Genomic DNA, 17867 nt, shown 5'->3' with positions numbered 1-17867 from the left:
GCGTAACACGGCGTGATTTACCATGCTAGCCGACCACCTCGTCAACATGGCATAGTTCCCCATCTCAACTGCGGAGGCGCGAATGGCGACCTTAGAATCCTTGCAAGCAAAAATCCACAAGCTTCAGGCGCAAGCCGACGCGCTGCTCGCGAAAAAGTCGAGTGCTGTTATCGAGAAGATTAAGAGCTTGATGGCAGAACACGGTCTAACGACTGCTGACATTGACGCGCGCAGTGGCGGCAAGAAGCGTGGACCTAAGCCGGGCGCCAAGGCTGCGAATAGCGCGGCGCAAGCAACCAGCAAGACTAAGGGCAAGTTGCCCCCCAAGTACATCAATCCGAAGACCGGAGAGACGTGGAGTGGTCATGCTCGGCCGCCGGCGTGGATTGCTAAAGTCAGGGACCGTAGTAAATTTCTGATTGCCGGTAGTGCGCAAGCGACGGTAGCTGCGAACAAGGAGAGTGCGGGCAAAGCAAAGGCTGCCGTCAAGAAGGCGGCCTCGAAGAGTGCAAGCCGAACAAAAGTCGTCGGGAACTATGTGCGCGGGCCGCAGCCGGCGCTCTATCGTGACCCCAAGACTGGCGCGACCTGGAGCGGACGTGCACGGCCGCCGGCTTGGATTGCTAACGTCAAGGACCGCAGCAAATTTTTGATTGAGGGTGCGGCCGCGGCGGGCAAAAAGCCGGTGCAAAAGGCTGCTGCCAAGAAAGCCCCGACGGCGAAGAAAACTGTTGCCAAGAAGTCCGCGAGCGCGAAGGTGTCGGCGAACAAAGCCTCGGCCAAAAAACCTTTGGCGAAAGCGACACCGCAGAAGAGCGTAACCGCGGCCGCTCCGGTGTCCGCAGTCGACTCTGGCGCCGAGTTGACGACCTAGTCGTAGTTGTCAGTTTCCCGGTGGACCAGCGGTTTCCTGATTCCACCGGGGATATCGAGCCGGCGCCGTTTTATTGCGCCTGTGCTGCCTGACCGTGTGCGGCTTGCTGTTGAGCCTGCTCTTGAGCGTGCTGCTTCGCGAGGTGCCTACCGACCATGCAGCCCCCGACCGCACCGACCACAGCATGGTGGCCAGCGTAGTGTCCGGCGACCCCGCCGACGACAGCACCTTTCAGGCATCCTGCAGCGTTCGCCGTGCCTGCCATTGCGAAGGCAAGCGTCGTTGCAATCAAGCTGGTTCTTATCAAGCTAGAGTTCATTCGAATACGCTCAGAGTTTCGATTGACGGAATGTGGCGCCTTATTGCGTCGCTTCAATAGCCGCGCCATCCATGACGCTCGCGCCACTCGTGTTCACGCCACTCGTGACGGCGCCACTCTCGCTCGCGCCACTCACGGCGTTCCCGCCATTCGCGAGCTCGCCAGTCATCGCCATAAGCGACTGCCACGGGTGCGGGGCCGTACGCGACAGGAGGCGGTGCATACACCGGTTCCCCCGGCACATACACGGCTCCGGGAACACCCAGCCCGATAGCTACGTCGACGTGTGCTGATGCTGCGCTTGAGGCTGCAAGCACTGCAAGGCCCAATGCTGCGCCGAGAATCTTCTTGTTCATTTTCCCACTCCTCGCACATTCGAGTGCTATGTCAGTCACTACGGTTCGGAGTTTAGGAGCGGGCGGCGGACACATGTGAAACGGCGGTGCGAGAGTAGTAACAACGAATTACTGGCGAGGGCGCATGGGCGAGATGAGCTGCGTTCGCGTCCACCACTGCCGCTCTTTTGGAGGCGCGCGATAGGCCGAGGCGGCACAATGCACAGAGCTGGGCAAAGCGGCAGGAGCAAGGCTCGAATGAACGTAAGACGCTTAACGCTTTAATGCTCCACTGGCACTTGACCAACGGTTCCTTCGACTGCTGGCAATCAGCGCGGAGGCGCGAAGAATTCCAGCACCGATAGCAACGATGGCACACCTGACGTACTCAAGGCTGAGGTGTCGCGCACAGCCTCGATTCAAATCGAAGACCGTTCACAGCAGAAATTGCCAACGCCTTATAAATCGACCGGCGACCGACAATTGCTCCGGCTAGTTCATTGTTGATATCGAGAGCAGGTGGCGTTGGCACGTACGATAGATGCTCCTCGTCGTCGGAGCCGCGAAGTCAAGACGAAGTCTGCTATCAAACATCGACGCGAAGAAATTGGCACTCAGCGCAACGCCGGTCTCAGAGCTGATGCACTCGGCGACGTTTTGTGCCCAGCATGCAAGCCTCACACGACTAAGCAGGTCTCCGTCGCGCGAATTCTTTCTCGCCCAGCTTTGGGCTGACTCGACCGTATGCGCGACAGTCATGCAGCGACCGGTGATGTGCTTCGTAAAAAGATGCGATATCACGAGAAAAATCAGCAGTTCAGACCGCGCGTGCATGTCCCATCCAGAGTCCGCTCTCATTAAACATTCGTTTTTTTTGACGGATGAAGACCAGTGTAGGACGGAACGGCGTAAGGTCAAGGAAACGACATGAGCGATTCGATGATGAAGTCAGGCCGTCCATGCAAATCCATTGCGACGCCCGGCGCCAGACCGATAGCAGTCGGTTTGCCGCGTCCCGGCACTGAACATGGGGGCTCCGGTGACTGCCCCTTGATGTCCGTCATCGTGGCGCATAGGCGTGACCGTCGACGCGCTGCGAGGAGGCAACTGCGCTGCAGCGTGAATCGTGGCGCAACACGCCCTATCATTCGACGCATAGGTATCGAGCAGCGCGGCGTATCCTGTCAGCGGACCTTCACTGCTTTAGCAATCGCCTTTAGGGAGACCAATATGCGAATCGCGATGAGGGTCGTCACTGACGCTTACGAGGCACTTGCTCGGGGCGATGCTTGCCCGCTCGTCGCGCTCATTCCAGCGGGCATCGAATGGAGAATAGTTGGGCCGGCAAGTCGCCCGCACGGCATCGTATGCCGTACGCCGGTAGACGTGCAGAAGTATTTTGGTGACCTTTTCTCCCTGGAAAGAATCACCAGCTTTCAGCCCGATGACTTCATCGACATGGGTGAGCAGATTGTCGTAATCGGCTTCGTTGCGTCGGCAACGGAGTCGACAGGCGAATTCTTCAAATCTCAATGGGTGCATATCTTCGATGTCCAGGACGGCCTGCGGACGCGCTGGTCCGACTTTCTGGATTCGTCCGTGCCCATGGCGTTGGACGTGCTGCCGCTAGCTAGCTCTGCATCTTGGCTTCCACACGGGAGAACCTGAAAGGCAAGCTTTCCGCCATAGCCTCCCCACGGCTAGTGGGATCGCCGGTGCGGGCATGTCAACGACGAGCGAGGGCACGCTAGCGGGCTATCCTCGTATCCGAACCATCGACTTATGCGCGGCTGCGCTTCAAGAATTCGTTCAAGGTTACGGCGGCCTGTCTTTTACATCAAGAGCAGGTATGAGGAAGCAATCCAGTTCTTAAGCGCATGTACCGCTAGGGTGGCGAGGAACGGATAGCCGCGCCTCTTCCTCTCTATGACAAACACCGTCGCGAGAACGACGCCGCTGAAGAACGCCGTGAGCATGTATGCGCGCTGTAGTAGTGAGCCACGCCGAATCCAAAGGAAGATAGAGCGATTGCAAGCATGGCCTTAACACCAAACTTCTCCAAGACTCTCAGGCAGGCCCACTGGTGGACGGCCGTTTCCAGTAATGGCCCGAGCAGGCAGCCCCATAAAATCACGCGCCAAATCTGCTTCTTGTTCCAATCGGGACCGCCTATCTGTGAGTCAGGATAGAGCAAGACGGAAACGACCGAGGGCAGCGTTGCGACGAACAGGAGGAGCAGCCCCAAACCAATCAGGAGTGGCGTCGGCAGTTCAAGAAGCACTGCCTTTAGTTTCTGAAGCTTGCCTCCCATGCGCGAAATCGTATCCATTTTGCATTCTCGTAAGGTGTGCTGGCGCGTTGAGTCTAATGACGTCCGACGTCAACGTCGTCGTGCGAGAAAGCAGTTCGCGGGACGATGCTGCCACACATTGAGTTCAATAGCGCTGTTTTCACAGCACGTCTTTAAAGAGTTTCGCTCACGTGTCGACAAGCCATGGAAGAGCCGCTGAGGCATGCGGGGCAATAACTGAATAATCAACATCGACGCCGACAATGCACTTTGGCCGCCATTGTTCGAGCAAGCGGTACGCATCCGCGACATCCGTGGCCCTTTCACGCAGCGCATCGACGCCGTCGGGTCCCGGAGCCGCGTGGCGACAGACCACACAGCTCAGCCTGGGACAGCTGAAGGTGATGTCGGCCATTGAACAGTGCCGCAGCGCGGCACTGGGTGGACATGTGTTGCGCTGTTCCGGCTGCGAACAGATCGAAGTCGCCTACAACTCGTGCCGTAACCGCCATTGCCCGAAGTGTCAGGCGAGCGCCGCGCACCGGTGGCTCGAGGCACGTCAGGCCGATCTGCTACCGGTCGAGTACTACCACGTCGTCTTTACGCTGCCCGCCGCGATCAGCGCGATCGCCTGGTACAACAAGGCGGTGCTCTAGAGCCTGCTGTTCCATGTTGCCGCCGAAACCCTGCGCACCATTGCCGCCGATCCAAAGCATCTGGGCGCGCAGATCGGCGCGACGCTGGTGCTGCATACGTGGGGCTCGGCACTGACGCACCATCCGCACGTGCACGGCATCGTCCCAGGTGGTGGCCTGTCGCCTGACGGCGAGCGGTGGGTCGCATGCCGGCCCGGCTTTTTCCTGCCGGTGCGCGTGCTCTCGCGCCTGTTCCGGCGCCGTTTCCTGGAAGAACTCGCGGCAATGCACGGTCGCGGTCAGCTACGCTTCTTCGGCGAGTATGCCGCGCTTGCCGATCAGGCTACCTTCGCCCGGTGGCTCGCGCCGTTGCGCGCGTGTGAATGGGGTGGTGTATGCGAAGCGCCCGTTCGCCGGACCCGGGGCCGTACTCGCGTATCTGTCGCGCTATACGCATCGCGTGGCCATCTCCAACCGGCGACTTATCGCGCTCGATGAGCAGGGCGTGACCTTCCACTGGAAGGATTACCGCGCCAGGGGGCGCACCCGCTACAAGACCATGACGCTCGAGGCCGGTGAGTTCATGCGTCGATTCCTGCTGCACGTGCTGCCAGGCGGGTTTCATCGCATCCGTCACTATGGGCTGCTTGCCAATCCGGTGCGACGGCAGAACCTCGCGAGCATACGTGCGTTGCTGCACGCCCCAGCAGTCACTGACGCCAGCGATGACACCTGTGCGGATACCAGAGCGCCGACCTTTGTCTGCAGACACTGCGGCGCCCCGATGATCATCATCGAGATCCTCCCGCGCACCCATCCGATTCGCGCGCCCCCGACATTCCGAGGCAGCGTATGAGCGCAAATGACCAGGATCTTCATTCGGACCGTCGGCTCTTCGGCAACGAGCGCCAACAGGAGACACTCACGTCTGCCGCTCCAGGCAGCCCCTTGCGCCGCTCGCGGCATCGTCACATCATCCCGGTCGACACCTTCGAAACCGCCTTCGACACCATCCCGACCCAGGTTCGCTTCAGCATCCGGTGGCAAGGCTGACGGTGAGCCCGCTTTATTCCCCATAGCCGATCAAGGTTCCGGCCGCGTCGGTTCACTCCGCGGTTTCCTCCCTCGAGCCTTGTCCAACGCCTGCCCGCATGCGTCGCCGTGCACTCATGGGCTGCGGACAAGGGCAGGCATCGAACAACGCTTAACGACAAGAGCCCGTGATGCTTTCCGGAGCAGCCATTCGCCAGCCCTGATATTTGTTGACGGACACTAAATCAGCGCGGCCGGTCCTTTTCCCCGCGCCATCAAGATAACTCTTCTTATCTTGATGGCTTCATTATTGTATCGAGGTGGCATAGGAACTCGTCTTGCGCGAGACCTCCGGTCCACTCGTCAGTTCGCGTTTCTCGCCGGCACTGGATCCGTCTGTCGGTTTCGCATCGTACAAGTACGTCGCATGGCGCCCAAAACCGGCGCAAGCCTATCCTGCAATCACTCGTTTCCATTGCGTTTTTTGTCGCCAAGAGTAAACGTTTTGCGCGGAGGTCGCGGCTTTCGCGCAAATGACGGCTCAGGCCCTGTAAAGATCGCTGCGTCACGCCGTGCGGGGAACTGCGTAATGGGTCGCCGTGAAAGGGCAAACGCCGTGCGCTCCCAGGTGCGGAAAAATGCGTGACCTCCTGCGTAATGCTCTTCCGTTTCAGGTTAAACCGCGTGCGAGAAAGTTGCGTACTTCGTGTGTACAGAGGTGCGTAAAGATAGGTGTGCCTCGTGCGTATCCCGCGCGTGGAGGTAGTTGCACCTGGCGCGAACAGCACGCGTTAAAAATGCGCTATGACGGAGCAACGCGACGCGTTCCGGTTGCGTGCCCGGAAACTGTCCGGACGCTTCGCCTGCGCCCGACGGATACAGGACCTGTTCGGTGCTGGACGCAATACGAGGTGCAAGGTGTGCGTGACGTCAGCGCAGAAACGGCGAATCGTTGGGCAAACCGCGTGCGTTGAGAGTTGACAAGAATGTGCAGGCTGGTTGCCTTAACGGTGTGATGTTGTGGCGTGAGGCCGTCCAGTCTGGGCGCAAACGCAGTGCGTAACGGTGGCGACGAGCTGTCCAGATTCAGCGCGAACCGCAGCGTAATTGCCGCGAACCGGAATGCGTCTGGGTAGGAGCGTTGCGAGCGTACGACACGCGAAAAAATAATGCGTTAGTCCCGCGTGTTCTCAAGAGTCGTCAGGCGTTCCTGCGGCGCCTCGCGGCGCAAGAAGGACCGCGTTGACAGGTGCGTTGTGCGTGAGCACGATGATGCGCAGGCGGTGTATACCGATGTGCGCTGGAGGTGGCGATGCCTGTTGCCAGGGTCTATATGAAATCGCAATGGAGTGCGTTTGCCCGGACGCTCGATGCGCTGCCGGAAAAACCGGAGTCTGAGCGCGGCCTGAGTCTTCGCGAAGCGATCAAAGAGGTGCGCGCCCCGATCCGTCATGCGCAAGGCAAGGGATACACGCTGGAGCAGATCGCGGAGCAGGCAAGGCAGGCAGGCATCGATATCACGGCTGGCACAATCCGGTATGCGCTGCGTTCCGAAGGAAAGCGAAACAGCGCCGGAAAGGGAAACAGCGCAGGCCAGAAGGCGGGCCCGACGACCGGAGCGCCAGCGAAGGGAACTGTCACGACACTGACGCGCGCGCACCGGGGAAAGGAGGGCGGCGCGTCACGCGGGAACAGCCTTCGCCCTCAGGGGTGTACAGACGGACGCACTGAAGGGCGTCCGCATGGGCGAAAAGCGGAAGTCAAACCGCAACCCGTGCCGGTGCAGGGTTCGCTCGCATTCGCGATCAGACCCGATACCGACGACCTGTAAAGGACGGCGATGACAACTAACCTCAACTCCATCTATCTGGTAGGCGGCAGCAAGGGCGGCGTGGGCAAAAGCATCGTTGCGCTGGCGCTGGCCGATCACCTGCAACGGCGCAACGCGAGCCTCGTATTGATCGAGACCGATACCTCCAATCCCGATGTCATGAAGGCGGTTCACGGCGAGATCGAATGTGCGGCGTTCGATCTTGACGAGGCGGATGGCTGGATCGGCCTCGTCAACTACTGCGATGCCAGGCGCGACGCGGTGGTAATCGTCAATACGGCGGCGCGCAATCAGGCGGGTGTGGCGCGCTATGGCGCAACGCTTGCCAGTACGCTTGATGAACTGTCGCGCAGCCTCGTCGTATTCTGGGTCATCAACCGGCAGCGCGACAGTCTGGAACTCCTTCGCGAGTTTGGTGCGACGTTTCCTGATGCGATGACTCATGTTGTGCGCAATGGGTACTTCGGCACGGCGGACAAGTTCACGCTTTATCAGGATTCGAACCTCCGCAAAGGGATCGAAGCAAAGGGAAAGTCGCTGGATTTTCCGGACCTTGCGGATCGCGTGGCCGATGACCTGCGCAGCCAGCGGCTGTCGGTGCCCAAGGCGGCAGAGACGCTGCCCATCGGGCAGCGTGCCGAACTGCTGCGCTGGCGATCGCTCTATGACGCAATGTTTGCGGGAGTCATCGCCGATGGCTGACGGAGCTTCTGGAGCGCAGAAGCCCCGGCAACGCCCGCGACTTTCCATGCGCTCGCCGCGTGCGCGCCCACCCGATGCGCTTGCGCGCCTGTTCCTTGATGTGTCGGGCGAGGTCCCGGATGAGGCGAGCCTGGCACGTATGCGGCGAGTGTGCGCGGCGCTGAACCTGCGCGATAACGATGCGCTCTGGTCGGTGCTCGCCGTGCTTGAATACTATGCGCGCCTGTACGAGTCGATGCCGGATCGCATCAGGCAAGTGGGCGAGGGCGGCCTCGACACCATGCGTGCCGAAGCGCGGGAAGCGACCGATGCACTGATGGCGCAGCACCGCGATGCACTCGCGCGCTGCAAGGAAACGATACGGCTTGCCGAGCAACTGATCCACGAGCATGAGGAGCGCTACCAGGCCGCTCTCGCAGGGCTGAACGAGGCCGCGCTCGATGCGCTGGTGGACCGGGCAGCTAACCGGATCGCACGTGCGGCGGGCAATCGTCTGGTGGGCGCGCTCGCCATCGCGGCACGCGGGCAGCGCGCGCAACTTGATGGAGCTGTTGCGGCTTTCGGAAGGGCGACGCAGGAAGCGGGGTGGCAGGCGCAGGCCGGGGCGCAGACACTGGAGCGCCGGTACTGGCGCGCGCTGCGGGCCATGCTCGCGCTCGCGTTAACAGTGCTGGCCGGTGCGGCAGCGATGGTTGTCTGGCTGACACTATGGCGTAAATAACAAACGGCGGGCCTAATAAACGGCGCGGATAACAAACAGGCGCGAGAACTGGAAAGGTGATTCGGGCCGTCGCGCGAAGGGTGGGTGCATGGCATTGCGCCGTGCGATGAATGTCCACAGGTCCGTCACAGCCTGGCCAGTTCGTCCGCTTCCGGGCCAGCACGGGAGACACGAAGCCGGCGTTGGTAGCCGACGTGACAGCAATAGGGAAACGCGCATCGTTGGGGTAGTCATCGCCGGTCACTTCAACCTGGGTTGTGAGGACTTGGGCGGAGCCGTCACTCATCGCCACCACGATGACCTGGATGCATTGTTCCATGATTGCCTGCGTCCAGATATGCACGCGGGACGGCACGCAGCGATGCGGCGCAGTCCTGCCGGGCCGCGCCGGGTCTGCGGGTTCCACCGGGCGGACCGGCGAAACCCGTGCGATTACGCAGCGTTGTGCGTCATTGACGCGTCAGGTGGCGTGACCGTTATCGCCGATGCGCCGGTGGCAGCGGTTGCGGCAGTCGGGAACGGCCACGTGGGCAGCGCACCCTTCCGGTCTGTCGCAGCGGACTCCTGTGCCCCGGTCGGGCCGTCCACCCGCGACGGGCTTCGGGTGCCTTCACCGAATTCCGTGCCATTGACGCGATCGATACCGTCGCTGTCGCCGTGACCGTGGTCATCGGGCTGCGCGTCGCCCCCCTCTTGCGCTTCATCGCCCGTATCGCCTTCCTCTTCCTCCTCGTCCTCCTCGTCCGCCTCGTCCTCCTGCTCGCCCTCGTCGGCGTCGTCGGCCATGCCGTAAGGACAGGCAACCGGGACTTCGCGGTCAGTGAGGATTTCCGGCAACCATGCTGACCTGGCGAGCCGCAGTTCGGCGGCGGCTGCCGCGTCGGCTTTCTTCATCCTGCCGAGATCGGCGGCGACCTTCGGTGACACGGCACTGGCAACGACTTCAGCGATGCGCGTCTTGCTGACATGATCGAAATACGAGGCGCGGGTGGGCGTCCAGTACCGCGTCATGTCGAGGTTCAGCGCGCTGGCAAGCGCATTGATGGCCTTAGGCTTTTCCTCGCCCGCGATGCCGTCGAGCAGGGTGCCGATGCAGAAGGCGAGCAGGTCCATCAGGGTCGTGCCGGGGTCCTGTTCGATCAGCCACGGCAGGAGGTCCGCGCGCCGCGAGGGCAGTTCGCGGATCCACCGCTCGCGCTGCGCCTCGATGACGCCCCATGCGGTGCTGCCGGGCAGGTCGTCCGCTGCGCCGAGCAGCCTGTCCCGGTTGCCATTGCAGGACAGCGCCAGCGCGTGCGGGGCGAAGCTGAGTCTGTACCGCTCCTGAAAGACTTCCGGAATCACGCGTTCCAGAAGAGCAGCCAGTGCAAGCGACGGTTGTGCGATCAGTTCCGCATGAACGGCGGCGGTGCGATGCGCGGTCAGGCGCTGGCAGAGCTTCGCGCTGTGAGGCGGCTTTTCCTTCTGCGCCGGTTGTGATGCCGCGTCTGGTTCACTGTCTGCTTCCGGCGTGCCGGTCACGGTCGCGCCCGCCGCATCCAGCGCCGCGCCGTTCTCGCGGCGCACCAGACCCCTCTCAATGACCAGTTCGCCCTGAGGGTTCAGGATCACGAACGCGCCTGCCTCAGCCATCTGCTTCGCATCCCACGTCAGCATGCGGCTCTCGAGCGCGATGAGGGTGGCGTTCACCCTGTCGATTTCGGTTTCGAGCCGTTCGGCTTCCTCATAAGCGTTTTCGTCGTCATCCCCGAGGGCGTCAAGCTGTTCGACCAGTGCGTCGTGCCGTGCGGTGAGCGTGTCCATCTCCCGCTGTTCGTCATCGGTGAGGGCGCGCTGCACCGGTTGCAGTCTGCCGTAGCGGTTCAGTTCGAGCACGTCGCGCTCGATACGCGTTTCGGTCCAGCCCCAACCTTCGGCACGGACTTCCCCGGCCGCGGCGTCGAGCTTCTGTGCGGCGAGACGCTGCAGCAGTTCGGCATCGGCAATGTATCCGGCGTTTTCATCGTCGCTGAAAAGATCGCGGCGCACGTAGCCGCCAGCTGCCTCGTAGGTGTCCAGCCCGACGAAGCGCACCAGACGGCTGCGGCTCGCGTCGATCTCGGTGCGCGTGATCGCCTGACGCAGATAGTGGGGCTGGCGTTGCCACTCGTTTGCATCGAACCAGACGCGCTCCTGCGTTTCATGATCATCGGTGAGCGCGAGCGCCGAAAGCTGGTCGAGTGTGATGGCCTCCTCGCGCAGCAGCGCAAGCAGTTTCGGAGAGGCGCTGGCGAGCTTCATGCGTCGCTTTACCGTGATTGGCGCGGCCGAGAACAGCGCCGCGATGTAGTCGACGCTACGGCCTTCTTCGGCCAGCAACCGGTAGGCACGCAGCACGTCGAACGGGTCGAGTCCCTCGCGTTCGCTGTTCTCGATGAGCGAGATGGCGAGAGCTTCGCCTTCGCTGACGATGCGCACCGGCACCGGATAGTCGGCGGTGATGTGCTTGTGCCCGAACAGCAGGTCGAGCGCGGCGTGCCGCCGCTGGCCGGCACAGACCGCAAGCTTGCGGTGCTTGCCTCGGGAGCCCTTCATTTCGTGAACAATGAGGTTCTGCAGCAGCCCTTTTGCCCTGATGTTCGTGGCGAGCGCGTCAATGCCCGACAATGGTTTCGTACGGGCATTGAGTGGCGAGCGCCGCAGGGCGGAGTACGGCACGGTGACGACCGGCTGCTCGTTGCCGAAACTGGTTTCGGGCAGTGGCGCGGCGTTAGCCGTTGCGCCTGTGACGGGGTCGGCGTCGGCGGCGTTTGCGGTGTCGTTCATTTGCGTGTTGACTTCGGCTTGCATGATCTACTCCACAGGAAAAGGAAGGTGCCGGGTCGCGTGCTGCGGGATACCGTCAGGACTGGACCCGGATAGGAGTCCTGACTGGAGCAGCGGCGATGGGGCGGCGATCAGGCGGCGATGGGCTGCCGCCCGTGCCGTGCTTACGCCTTCATCTGGCGCATCGCGTCCGCGAGCATCCAGAGCGCGCGGTTCAGTTTCACGTTCTGGTCGATGCCGGTAATGGGGCGGGTGGACATCGCGCGCCCGCTGCGCGAGCGGCCGTGCAGGCCACCTTTGGTTAGCGATTCCTGAATCCGGTTAAAGACAGTCCAGAGATCATCGTGGCGGTCCTCAAAGCGCCGCACGTTCAGAAGCTGGCTTTCGGTGATCGGGGCGGGCGCCTGCGCGTCGGTCGGGTCGTAGCGCAGTGCGAGGGCGGAGCCCGCGAGAGTGTGCTGTTCGTCGCGGGTGAGCGTCACGGCGCGCATGCCGTCCTTCTGTTCGCGGATCAGCTCAAAGCCGCCGAGCACCTCGAACGCGCCGTTGATGACGTTGTGCACGATATTGCCCTTGTGGGGTATGCGCACCTCGCCGACGGTTTCGCCCGCGACCATGCCGTTCTGGCAAACGAACCGGTAGACGCCCCCCAGCATCTGATAGCTGCTGGTCCCATCGTGCGAATTGAGGAGGATGATTTCGTTGACGTCCTCACCGGTAATCCCGTTCGCGGGGCGCATGCGGATCAGATGTTTTGTGAAATCGCGCCTGGCCTGATCGCGCACGCGGGTCTGGCAGACCATGAAGGGCTGGAAGCCTTCGTTGCGCAGGCCGCGCAGCACGTCGATGGTGGGGATGTAGGTGTAGCGCTCCGAGCGGCTTTCGTGCTTGCCGTGCCCGAAGATGGACGGGGCGACACGGCGGATCTGGTCGTCCGACAGGGGGGAGTCGGAGCGGAGCATTGGCGAGCCGTAACGGAAAGAGGAAGCGAGTTGCATGGCACTCTCCACAACAAGAGGTTGATCGGTGTTGCGCTGACCGGGCTCCAAGATTCCGCCCCGCTGTAGGGGTTGGGCTCGTCCTGGTGGAACCCGGGGGGTGGCTTTGCCGCCGCCAGTCTCCTGAGTTCGCGCCCGTGCGACTGAAGGAGCCGGTGGCGGGCAAACGTCAAGGGAAAAAGGCGAGGGAGGGGTGCGGGCAACACGGTCCCTCGCCCCTTGACGTTTGCCCGCCATCGGCTACGGTCGCGGGTGTCGGGCGGGAACACAGGAGACTGGTGGATGCGAAGCGTCGCGGTTTGACCGGGATGAGCCGCCGCGCGGCGAGCGCGAATGTGGAGGGCGCCTGCGGCCTTCACCTGACTGGGGGTAGCGTGTTGGGGGGCGCGGTTGGGGTTTTGCGTCAGGGATTGATGCCCGCCGGGTCGAGACGCGCTATGCGGCTCGACGCGCAGCGCGAAAGCCCGCCCGCCGCACAAGCGGCGGGGACGCCCGTGAACGTATCAGGCTCGCGGTGACGCGGTCACCGGCTCCGGACTACTGGTTCCTGCGGCTATGGCGGATGTCGGGACAGCTTGCCGGAATGTCATACCGCGCAGTGCTTACGGATACGTCCCGTCGCCAGTGCTTCACGGCTCGCTGCGTGCGCCGGGGCCTGCCGGCGTACGCCGGATCTGCCCATGTCGTTGCTAGAATGCCGGACTGGAAAATAAACGGTAATGACCCATGCCTTTGCCAGCTGATGGTGAACTGCTCGCAGGTTTGAGCATGCATGTCCGGGATGTCGCGCCGCAAAAGCGTGCTCCAGTATCCGCACGTTCGCGTACCAGCGCGTTTACCGGATCGCGCATCCAGCTTCGCGAATACGAGCTGGTCGTGATCGAGATTGGACCTTTCATGCACAGTCAGGGAGATGCTGTGACTTTTCGCGCACGATCAGTCGGCGAGCCTGCGGCGCCGGCGGGCGCGATTCTGCATACGCGCTGGGGCGTGTGCGAGGTCGTGGCCTGAAGGGGCAGGAAACCTTCTTCCTGTGCGCTGATGCGGCGCTCGCTGGTGCGCACGAAACGCGGGATTGACGCCGGGCCCGGTCCGCATGCGTGCTGCCCCTTGGCGGCAGTGCGGCAGTGCGGCAGGATCGCGTCGGACCTGGGAGTTTTTTCGCAGGGCAACAGTCGGCCATGAAGGGATTTTCGCCCGACGCGTCGCCCGGACATTCAGGAGGCAGGTTCATTCAGCAAACCGGCATTCGATCACCGGGAGCCGTCGTCGCCTCATCGGCCAAAACGAACTTCGAAGCGCGCCGGGTTTTATGTCAGCAATGTTGCGGATTGCTGACGGTGTTCGGGTCGATCGCATCCGTGGAGAGACGTTTGGCATCGCTCACCGACTCGGCCAGGACATCTAATCCTTCGCAGGAGAAGCGGGTCGGCTGAGGATCAGTCCATAGTCCTCGCGCAGCTCGCGATCAACAAGATGAAATCGCTCCAATCCAGGTCGACCCAATGCGTCTCTTCGATATGTTCCAGCACGATGATCTGAACGCCTCCATGCACGTCCATTTCCTTGACGAAAGTGTTGAGTTCGTTTAACACAACGTCCAGGCTGAGGATGAGTACGAACAGCAGCGGTTAGACGCGTTCTGTCGGCATCGCTCCGATGACGGCAGCAGAGATCGGCGCGCTGAGCCGTTGCGCCGCCTGTTCCGCGCTGGCGTCATATACGACCGTGAAAACCGCTTACATCGCTCCGGGGAACGTTTGAGCAGGCGATGAAACAGCGAGCGAAAACCGGCAGCATCGCATGAGGTACTCGAGTTCGCACTGCGCCGTGCAGACAAACAGTTCTGTCGAGAAAACATTCGGCTGGCAGCAGTTTGCGGAGTGGATGGCCACGTTGAGGGTCCGTTGATCGGTATGGAGCAGCCAGTTGAATGACTATCTTTGCGCGACCGCCAAGGCCGTTGATGGCAGATTGTGTTCGTTGGACATGCGTCCGCGGCCCGGACGCTTGGAAGCCTCGGCGGCGCTTTCCTGCGGTTTCTGCGAACGAGTGCTGCCGGCCACTAAGCGACGATTAGAGGTTGGAGTTAGATGACCGCTGCCGTCTCTGCAACGGCCGCTCGCAAGCAGTCGATGTCTTTCAACTTGAGTAAATATCGCGGACACGCTTCCGTCGAAAGCCGGGCGAAGTGTCACAAATCCTCGAATTTGCCATCAGAGTCCACTTTTAGGCCTTCATTGAGTCCGCAACGATGTCTTAATGCCGTGCGACTTCACCGCTCCAATAATTTTCTAAGGCGTGATTTTTCCGTTGAATTAGCGGAGAAATACGATTATTCTCGCCCCGGCGAACCGAAAGTCTAAGTAAGAAATGGCTAATAACAATGCTCGGTTGCGCGTCTGGTCGGAGGCATCCGCTCACTTTGGCTGACTGACAATGTATCGAAAACCGGAAGTCCCCCGGGACCAATATCGACCTTCGCCCGGGCGACGCAGATCGCCTGCGGACGTTTCTTGAATCCAGGAGAACACCGGGCTTGAGATAAAGAGCGGCATATATCGAATCAAAGGAATAAAAATGCAGGGGAAAAAAAGTACGGCGATTTTGCTTTCGATCGCTGTGTCGACATTGTTCAGTGGCTGCGGCGGTTCGGATTCTGCGGCAACCGGTCAGGGCATTGTGCCGGCGTCGATGAAAGGTACCGCGGCGACAGGCGCGCCCATTGCCAACGGTCAGGTGTCACTGAATTGCGTTGCCGGGCACGCCTCAACCCAGACCGCGGCGGACGGTTCGTGGTCGGTTTCAACTGCCGGATTAACGTTGCCGTGTGTGATTCGCGTTTCGGCTTCGTCGGGATTGGTCCTGCATTCCTATGCTGCTTCGCCGGGAACTATTAACGTGACGCCGTTCACCGAACTCGTCACGGCAGGCGCGGCGGCGAATTCCGACACAGAGACGTTCTTCAATGGGTTCTCCGCTGCGTCGGCGAGTGCGGCCAGCAGTCGGATTGCCACCGCAGTTGCGCAAACCGGGCAATTGCTGGCTAAGCTCGGTGTGAATGTCAATGCGATCGATCTCATGAATCAACAGTTTCAGGCGGTTTCCGGCAATGCATACGACGACGGACTGGAGTTGCTGAGCGCACGGCTCGCGGCCACCAACAGTACTCTGGCGACGATTACCCAGCAACTTGTGAGCGGCAATGTTGGGCCGGTTGGAGCCACCGGCGCGACCGGTGCGACGGGCGCCACCGGTGCTGCGGGTTCCAACGGCGCGACGGGTGCTATGGGGCCGACGGGCGCGACCGGCGCGCAAGGTATCCAGGGCGCAACCGGAGCAACGGGGCCAACCGGCGCGACCGGCCCGACCGGAGCCACGGGTGCTACCGGTGCTACCGGCGCCACGGGAGCACAGGGAGCCACAGGTTCGGTTCCGGGACTCGGTAATCCGGGCAATGCTGCCCCGGGAACGGGCGACACCTGCACGCTCGGTACTGTCTGGCTGACGGCGGCCGCCGTCGGCGTGGGGGTGCCTGCAAATGGCCAGCTTCTCAGCATCTCGCAGAACCCAGCGCTTTTCAGCTTGTTGGGAACTGCCTTCGGTGGAGACGGCGTAACAACCTTTGCGCTGCCCAACCTGGCGTCAGTCACGCCGAACGGCCTGACCTACATGATCTGCAATGACGGTACCTATCCGTCGCGTAGCTGAAGCAGCCTGGATAGGGCGTAATCGAGGCACAGGCCGCCCGGCAAGGTAGCCTCTACAGCCCGAAATATTGTCGGTTTCCCTCGATGCGTTGACGATGCTCCTGCGGGAATTTCTGTTCGCGCAGGAGCCGCTGCAGCGCGATACGCCCCTGCTCGATAGCACCGACGTAATACGCGCTCACCACCAGCTCGTCCAGAGCCCGCCAGGCGTAGACCGATTCGTCGACGAACAGCGTGTCCGTAGGACGCGCGATCGCAGCCGCCTGCCGCGCGAACAGATGCGCCAACGCGAACTCACCGCGCAGCCGGTGATACGCCGCGAGTCGGCTGAGTGGCTCAGCGCGATGCGGACGAGCTTGATATGCCGCGAGGTACGCCTCGCGAACTTCGTTCGGATTTGCGCCACTGAGTTCAGTTAGGGATGCGATCTGAAAGAGCGCGAACCAGCGCTCTTCATCCCATCCTTCCATTCCACACCGCTCTCGGTACACGCGAATGCTATCCTCCAGCCGGCCGGCATCCCGGTAGCTCTGAGCGAGGTAAAACCGATAGCGAGGGTTATCAGGCTCGTTGCGTGCCGCTTTTTCCAGCACTTCGATGTCGCGCAGATAGGTGTTGGTATCGCGAGCACGGGCACCGTCGCGAGACACGACAATCGTCGCGCCCGGCAGAATCTGCCAGGAATGAGGCGACTCCTGAGTCAGGTACTCGTGCAATACGCCTTCCCAGCGCCAGGGTTGATGCGCCGCGACAAGTGCATTGCGCAGGTATTGCCATTCGTCGAGCTGGCAGCGGAACTGGTAACCGTCCGCTTCAAGCTGCTGCCATGCGAAACCTGCCTCCATCTGCAGGGTTTCGTCGGCGTCGATGAAGAACAGGTAGTCGCCGTGCGGCCTGGCGAGTGTCAGCGCTTCGTTGCGGTTGTGCGCGAAATCCCGCCAGACTCGCTCATGCAATGTCCCGGAAATGCCCGCCATACAGTGCCGAATGATGTCTTGCGTACCGTCTGAAGAGCCTGTATCGATGATTACCCAATGATCGATCCATGGTTTGACGCTTGTGAGGCACCTTTCGATGACTGGCGCCTCGTTCTTCACAATCATGCTCAAGCAGATTTTCTTCATCTATTTCCCATGGTCGCGTGGACGGTGTCATCTGTTCAGCGCCGCGTATACATTCCTAAAAAGAACTACGAGCGTCGACGCTATTTTCCAGCGTGCGCATATTATCCTGAACGGCAGGATGCGCCCGTGATAAAGAGGGGGAGCCGTTGACCGTCACAATACTGATAAATATTTCTCTGCCGTTCAGACGTGTGAGTTTTTAAAAGATAGGTCCGCATGCCCGACTGTCGGTATCGCTCACCGACTGCTTCAATCAATTCACGTCGTGTCTCCATGCTGAGTCACCTCACCATAAGTCGCCCCCGCCAGCCGTCGGGACGGTAGCAAATTACATGAGGCAACAACAACGGCTCGGTAACAAATAATTTGAGTCAATGCGCCGGCCAAGATAATTTATATGAACGCCCCCGATGCGCCAGGTTTTCTTGCACGTTGCTTCGACAGGATGGGTTGCAGCTTTATATGCGGCCTCGTTGCAGCCTCATACGCTG

General features: G+C 61.3%; 13 protein-coding genes and 1 pseudogene. 8 read left to right on the top strand and 6 right to left on the bottom strand.

Going from position 1 to position 17867, the window contains the following annotated elements; all coding sequences use genetic code 11:
* The first annotated feature begins 82 nt into the window (after positions 1-82).
* On the top strand, positions 83-874 hold the full coding sequence (locus C8K18_RS15680; RefSeq protein WP_107708104.1) for an H-NS histone family protein: 792 nt from the start codon (positions 83-85) through the stop codon (positions 872-874).
* Positions 875-944: 70 nt separating this feature from the next.
* Here the strand turns inward: C8K18_RS15680 and C8K18_RS33705 are convergent, their stop codons facing one another.
* Entirely contained in the window at positions 945-1193 is a 249-nt protein-coding gene (locus C8K18_RS33705; RefSeq protein WP_258196134.1) for a hypothetical protein, read from the bottom strand.
* 53 nt (positions 1194-1246) lie between these two features.
* Positions 1247-1549 carry a hypothetical protein gene (locus C8K18_RS15670; protein ID WP_107708102.1) on the bottom strand — a complete coding sequence of 101 codons (303 nt, stop codon included), beginning with the start codon at positions 1547-1549 and terminating at the stop codon, positions 1247-1249.
* 1209 nt (positions 1550-2758) lie between these two features.
* Here C8K18_RS15670 and C8K18_RS15660 point away from each other — a divergent pair.
* Complete coding sequence (locus C8K18_RS15660; protein ID WP_107708098.1) at positions 2759-3196, top strand: nuclear transport factor 2 family protein; 438 nt, start codon at positions 2759-2761, stop codon at positions 3194-3196.
* 256 nt (positions 3197-3452) lie between these two features.
* On the opposite strand, the gene C8K18_RS15655 is transcribed toward C8K18_RS15660, so the two are convergent.
* On the bottom strand, positions 3453-3857 hold the full coding sequence (locus C8K18_RS15655) for a type II CAAX prenyl endopeptidase Rce1 family protein (RefSeq protein WP_107708097.1): 405 nt from the start codon (positions 3855-3857) through the stop codon (positions 3453-3455).
* Positions 3858-4132: 275 nt separating this feature from the next.
* On the opposite strand from C8K18_RS15655, the pseudogene C8K18_RS15650 reads away from it, so the two are divergent.
* The 5 genes and pseudogenes from C8K18_RS15650 to C8K18_RS15630 all read left to right on the top strand — a co-directional run bounded on the left by C8K18_RS15650 (position 4133) and on the right by C8K18_RS15630 (position 8739).
* A pseudogene (locus C8K18_RS15650) lies at positions 4133-5309 on the top strand (IS91 family transposase).
* Positions 5306-5506: a hypothetical protein gene (locus C8K18_RS15645; protein ID WP_107708095.1), complete on the top strand. Its 201-nt coding sequence runs from the start codon at positions 5306-5308 to the stop codon at positions 5504-5506. Before C8K18_RS15650 ends, C8K18_RS15645 begins: the two are co-directional and overlap by 4 nt.
* A 1291-nt stretch (positions 5507-6797) precedes the next feature.
* A complete protein-coding gene (locus C8K18_RS15640; RefSeq protein WP_107708094.1) occupies positions 6798-7316 on the top strand; it encodes a hypothetical protein in 519 nt (172 codons plus the stop codon).
* A 9-nt stretch (positions 7317-7325) separates the two neighbouring features.
* Complete coding sequence (locus C8K18_RS15635) at positions 7326-8018, top strand: P-loop NTPase (protein WP_107708093.1); 693 nt, start codon at positions 7326-7328, stop codon at positions 8016-8018.
* Positions 8019-8064: 46 nt separating this feature from the next.
* Positions 8065-8739, top strand: coding sequence for a hypothetical protein (locus tag C8K18_RS15630; RefSeq protein WP_107708091.1), 675 nt, complete (start codon positions 8065-8067; stop codon positions 8737-8739).
* Positions 8740-9171: 432 nt separating this feature from the next.
* Here the strand turns inward: C8K18_RS15630 and C8K18_RS15625 are convergent, their stop codons facing one another.
* Positions 9172-11568 (bottom strand): ParB/RepB/Spo0J family partition protein, encoded by a 2397-nt coding sequence (locus C8K18_RS15625; protein ID WP_107708089.1) that lies wholly within the window; start codon positions 11566-11568, stop codon positions 9172-9174.
* 140 nt (positions 11569-11708) lie between these two features.
* Positions 11709-12542: a DUF932 domain-containing protein gene (locus tag C8K18_RS15620; RefSeq protein ID WP_107708088.1), complete on the bottom strand. Its 834-nt coding sequence runs from the start codon at positions 12540-12542 to the stop codon at positions 11709-11711.
* Between the two features lie 2580 nt (positions 12543-15122).
* Here C8K18_RS15620 and C8K18_RS15605 point away from each other — a divergent pair.
* Positions 15123-16253, top strand: a complete 1131-nt coding sequence (locus C8K18_RS15605; protein ID WP_107708084.1) for a phage tail protein — start codon at positions 15123-15125, stop codon at positions 16251-16253.
* Positions 16254-16305: 52 nt separating this feature from the next.
* Here C8K18_RS15605 and C8K18_RS15600 read toward each other — a convergent pair whose 3' ends face one another.
* Entirely contained in the window at positions 16306-17376 is a 1071-nt protein-coding gene (locus C8K18_RS15600) for a glycosyltransferase (RefSeq protein ID WP_107708082.1), read from the bottom strand.
* Positions 17377-17867 lie beyond the last annotated feature (491 nt).

Origin of the sequence: Paraburkholderia sp. GV068, from assembly GCF_003058125.1 — a bacterium.
GTDB classification, from domain to species: Bacteria; Pseudomonadota; Gammaproteobacteria; order Burkholderiales; family Burkholderiaceae; genus Paraburkholderia; species Paraburkholderia graminis.
This window is presented reverse-complemented; position numbering and strand designations above follow the sequence as displayed.

What these genes read in the sequence shown, in the direction of transcription:
- C8K18_RS15655 (WP_107708097.1), bottom strand. Translation starts at nt 3,857, where the DNA reads ATGGATACGATTTCGCGCATGGGAGGCAAGCTTCAGAAACTAAAGGCA.
- C8K18_RS15630 (WP_107708091.1), top strand. Translation starts at nt 8,065, where the DNA reads ATGCGCTCGCCGCGTGCGCGCCCACCCGATGCGCTTGCGCGCCTGTTC.
- C8K18_RS15680 (WP_107708104.1), top strand. Translation starts at nt 83, where the DNA reads ATGGCGACCTTAGAATCCTTGCAAGCAAAAATCCACAAGCTTCAGGCG.
- C8K18_RS15600 (WP_107708082.1), bottom strand. Translation starts at nt 17,376, where the DNA reads ATGAAGAAAATCTGCTTGAGCATGATTGTGAAGAACGAGGCGCCAGTC.
- C8K18_RS33705 (WP_258196134.1), bottom strand. Translation starts at nt 1,193, where the DNA reads ATGAACTCTAGCTTGATAAGAACCAGCTTGATTGCAACGACGCTTGCC.
- C8K18_RS15620 (WP_107708088.1), bottom strand. Translation starts at nt 12,542, where the DNA reads ATGCAACTCGCTTCCTCTTTCCGTTACGGCTCGCCAATGCTCCGCTCC.
- C8K18_RS15625 (WP_107708089.1), bottom strand. Translation starts at nt 11,568, where the DNA reads ATGCAAGCCGAAGTCAACACGCAAATGAACGACACCGCAAACGCCGCC.
- C8K18_RS15645 (WP_107708095.1), top strand. Translation starts at nt 5,306, where the DNA reads ATGAGCGCAAATGACCAGGATCTTCATTCGGACCGTCGGCTCTTCGGC.
- C8K18_RS15605 (WP_107708084.1), top strand. Translation starts at nt 15,123, where the DNA reads ATGCAGGGGAAAAAAAGTACGGCGATTTTGCTTTCGATCGCTGTGTCG.
- C8K18_RS15635 (WP_107708093.1), top strand. Translation starts at nt 7,326, where the DNA reads ATGACAACTAACCTCAACTCCATCTATCTGGTAGGCGGCAGCAAGGGC.
- C8K18_RS15640 (WP_107708094.1), top strand. Translation starts at nt 6,798, where the DNA reads ATGCCTGTTGCCAGGGTCTATATGAAATCGCAATGGAGTGCGTTTGCC.
- C8K18_RS15670 (WP_107708102.1), bottom strand. Translation starts at nt 1,549, where the DNA reads ATGAACAAGAAGATTCTCGGCGCAGCATTGGGCCTTGCAGTGCTTGCA.
- C8K18_RS15660 (WP_107708098.1), top strand. Translation starts at nt 2,759, where the DNA reads ATGCGAATCGCGATGAGGGTCGTCACTGACGCTTACGAGGCACTTGCT.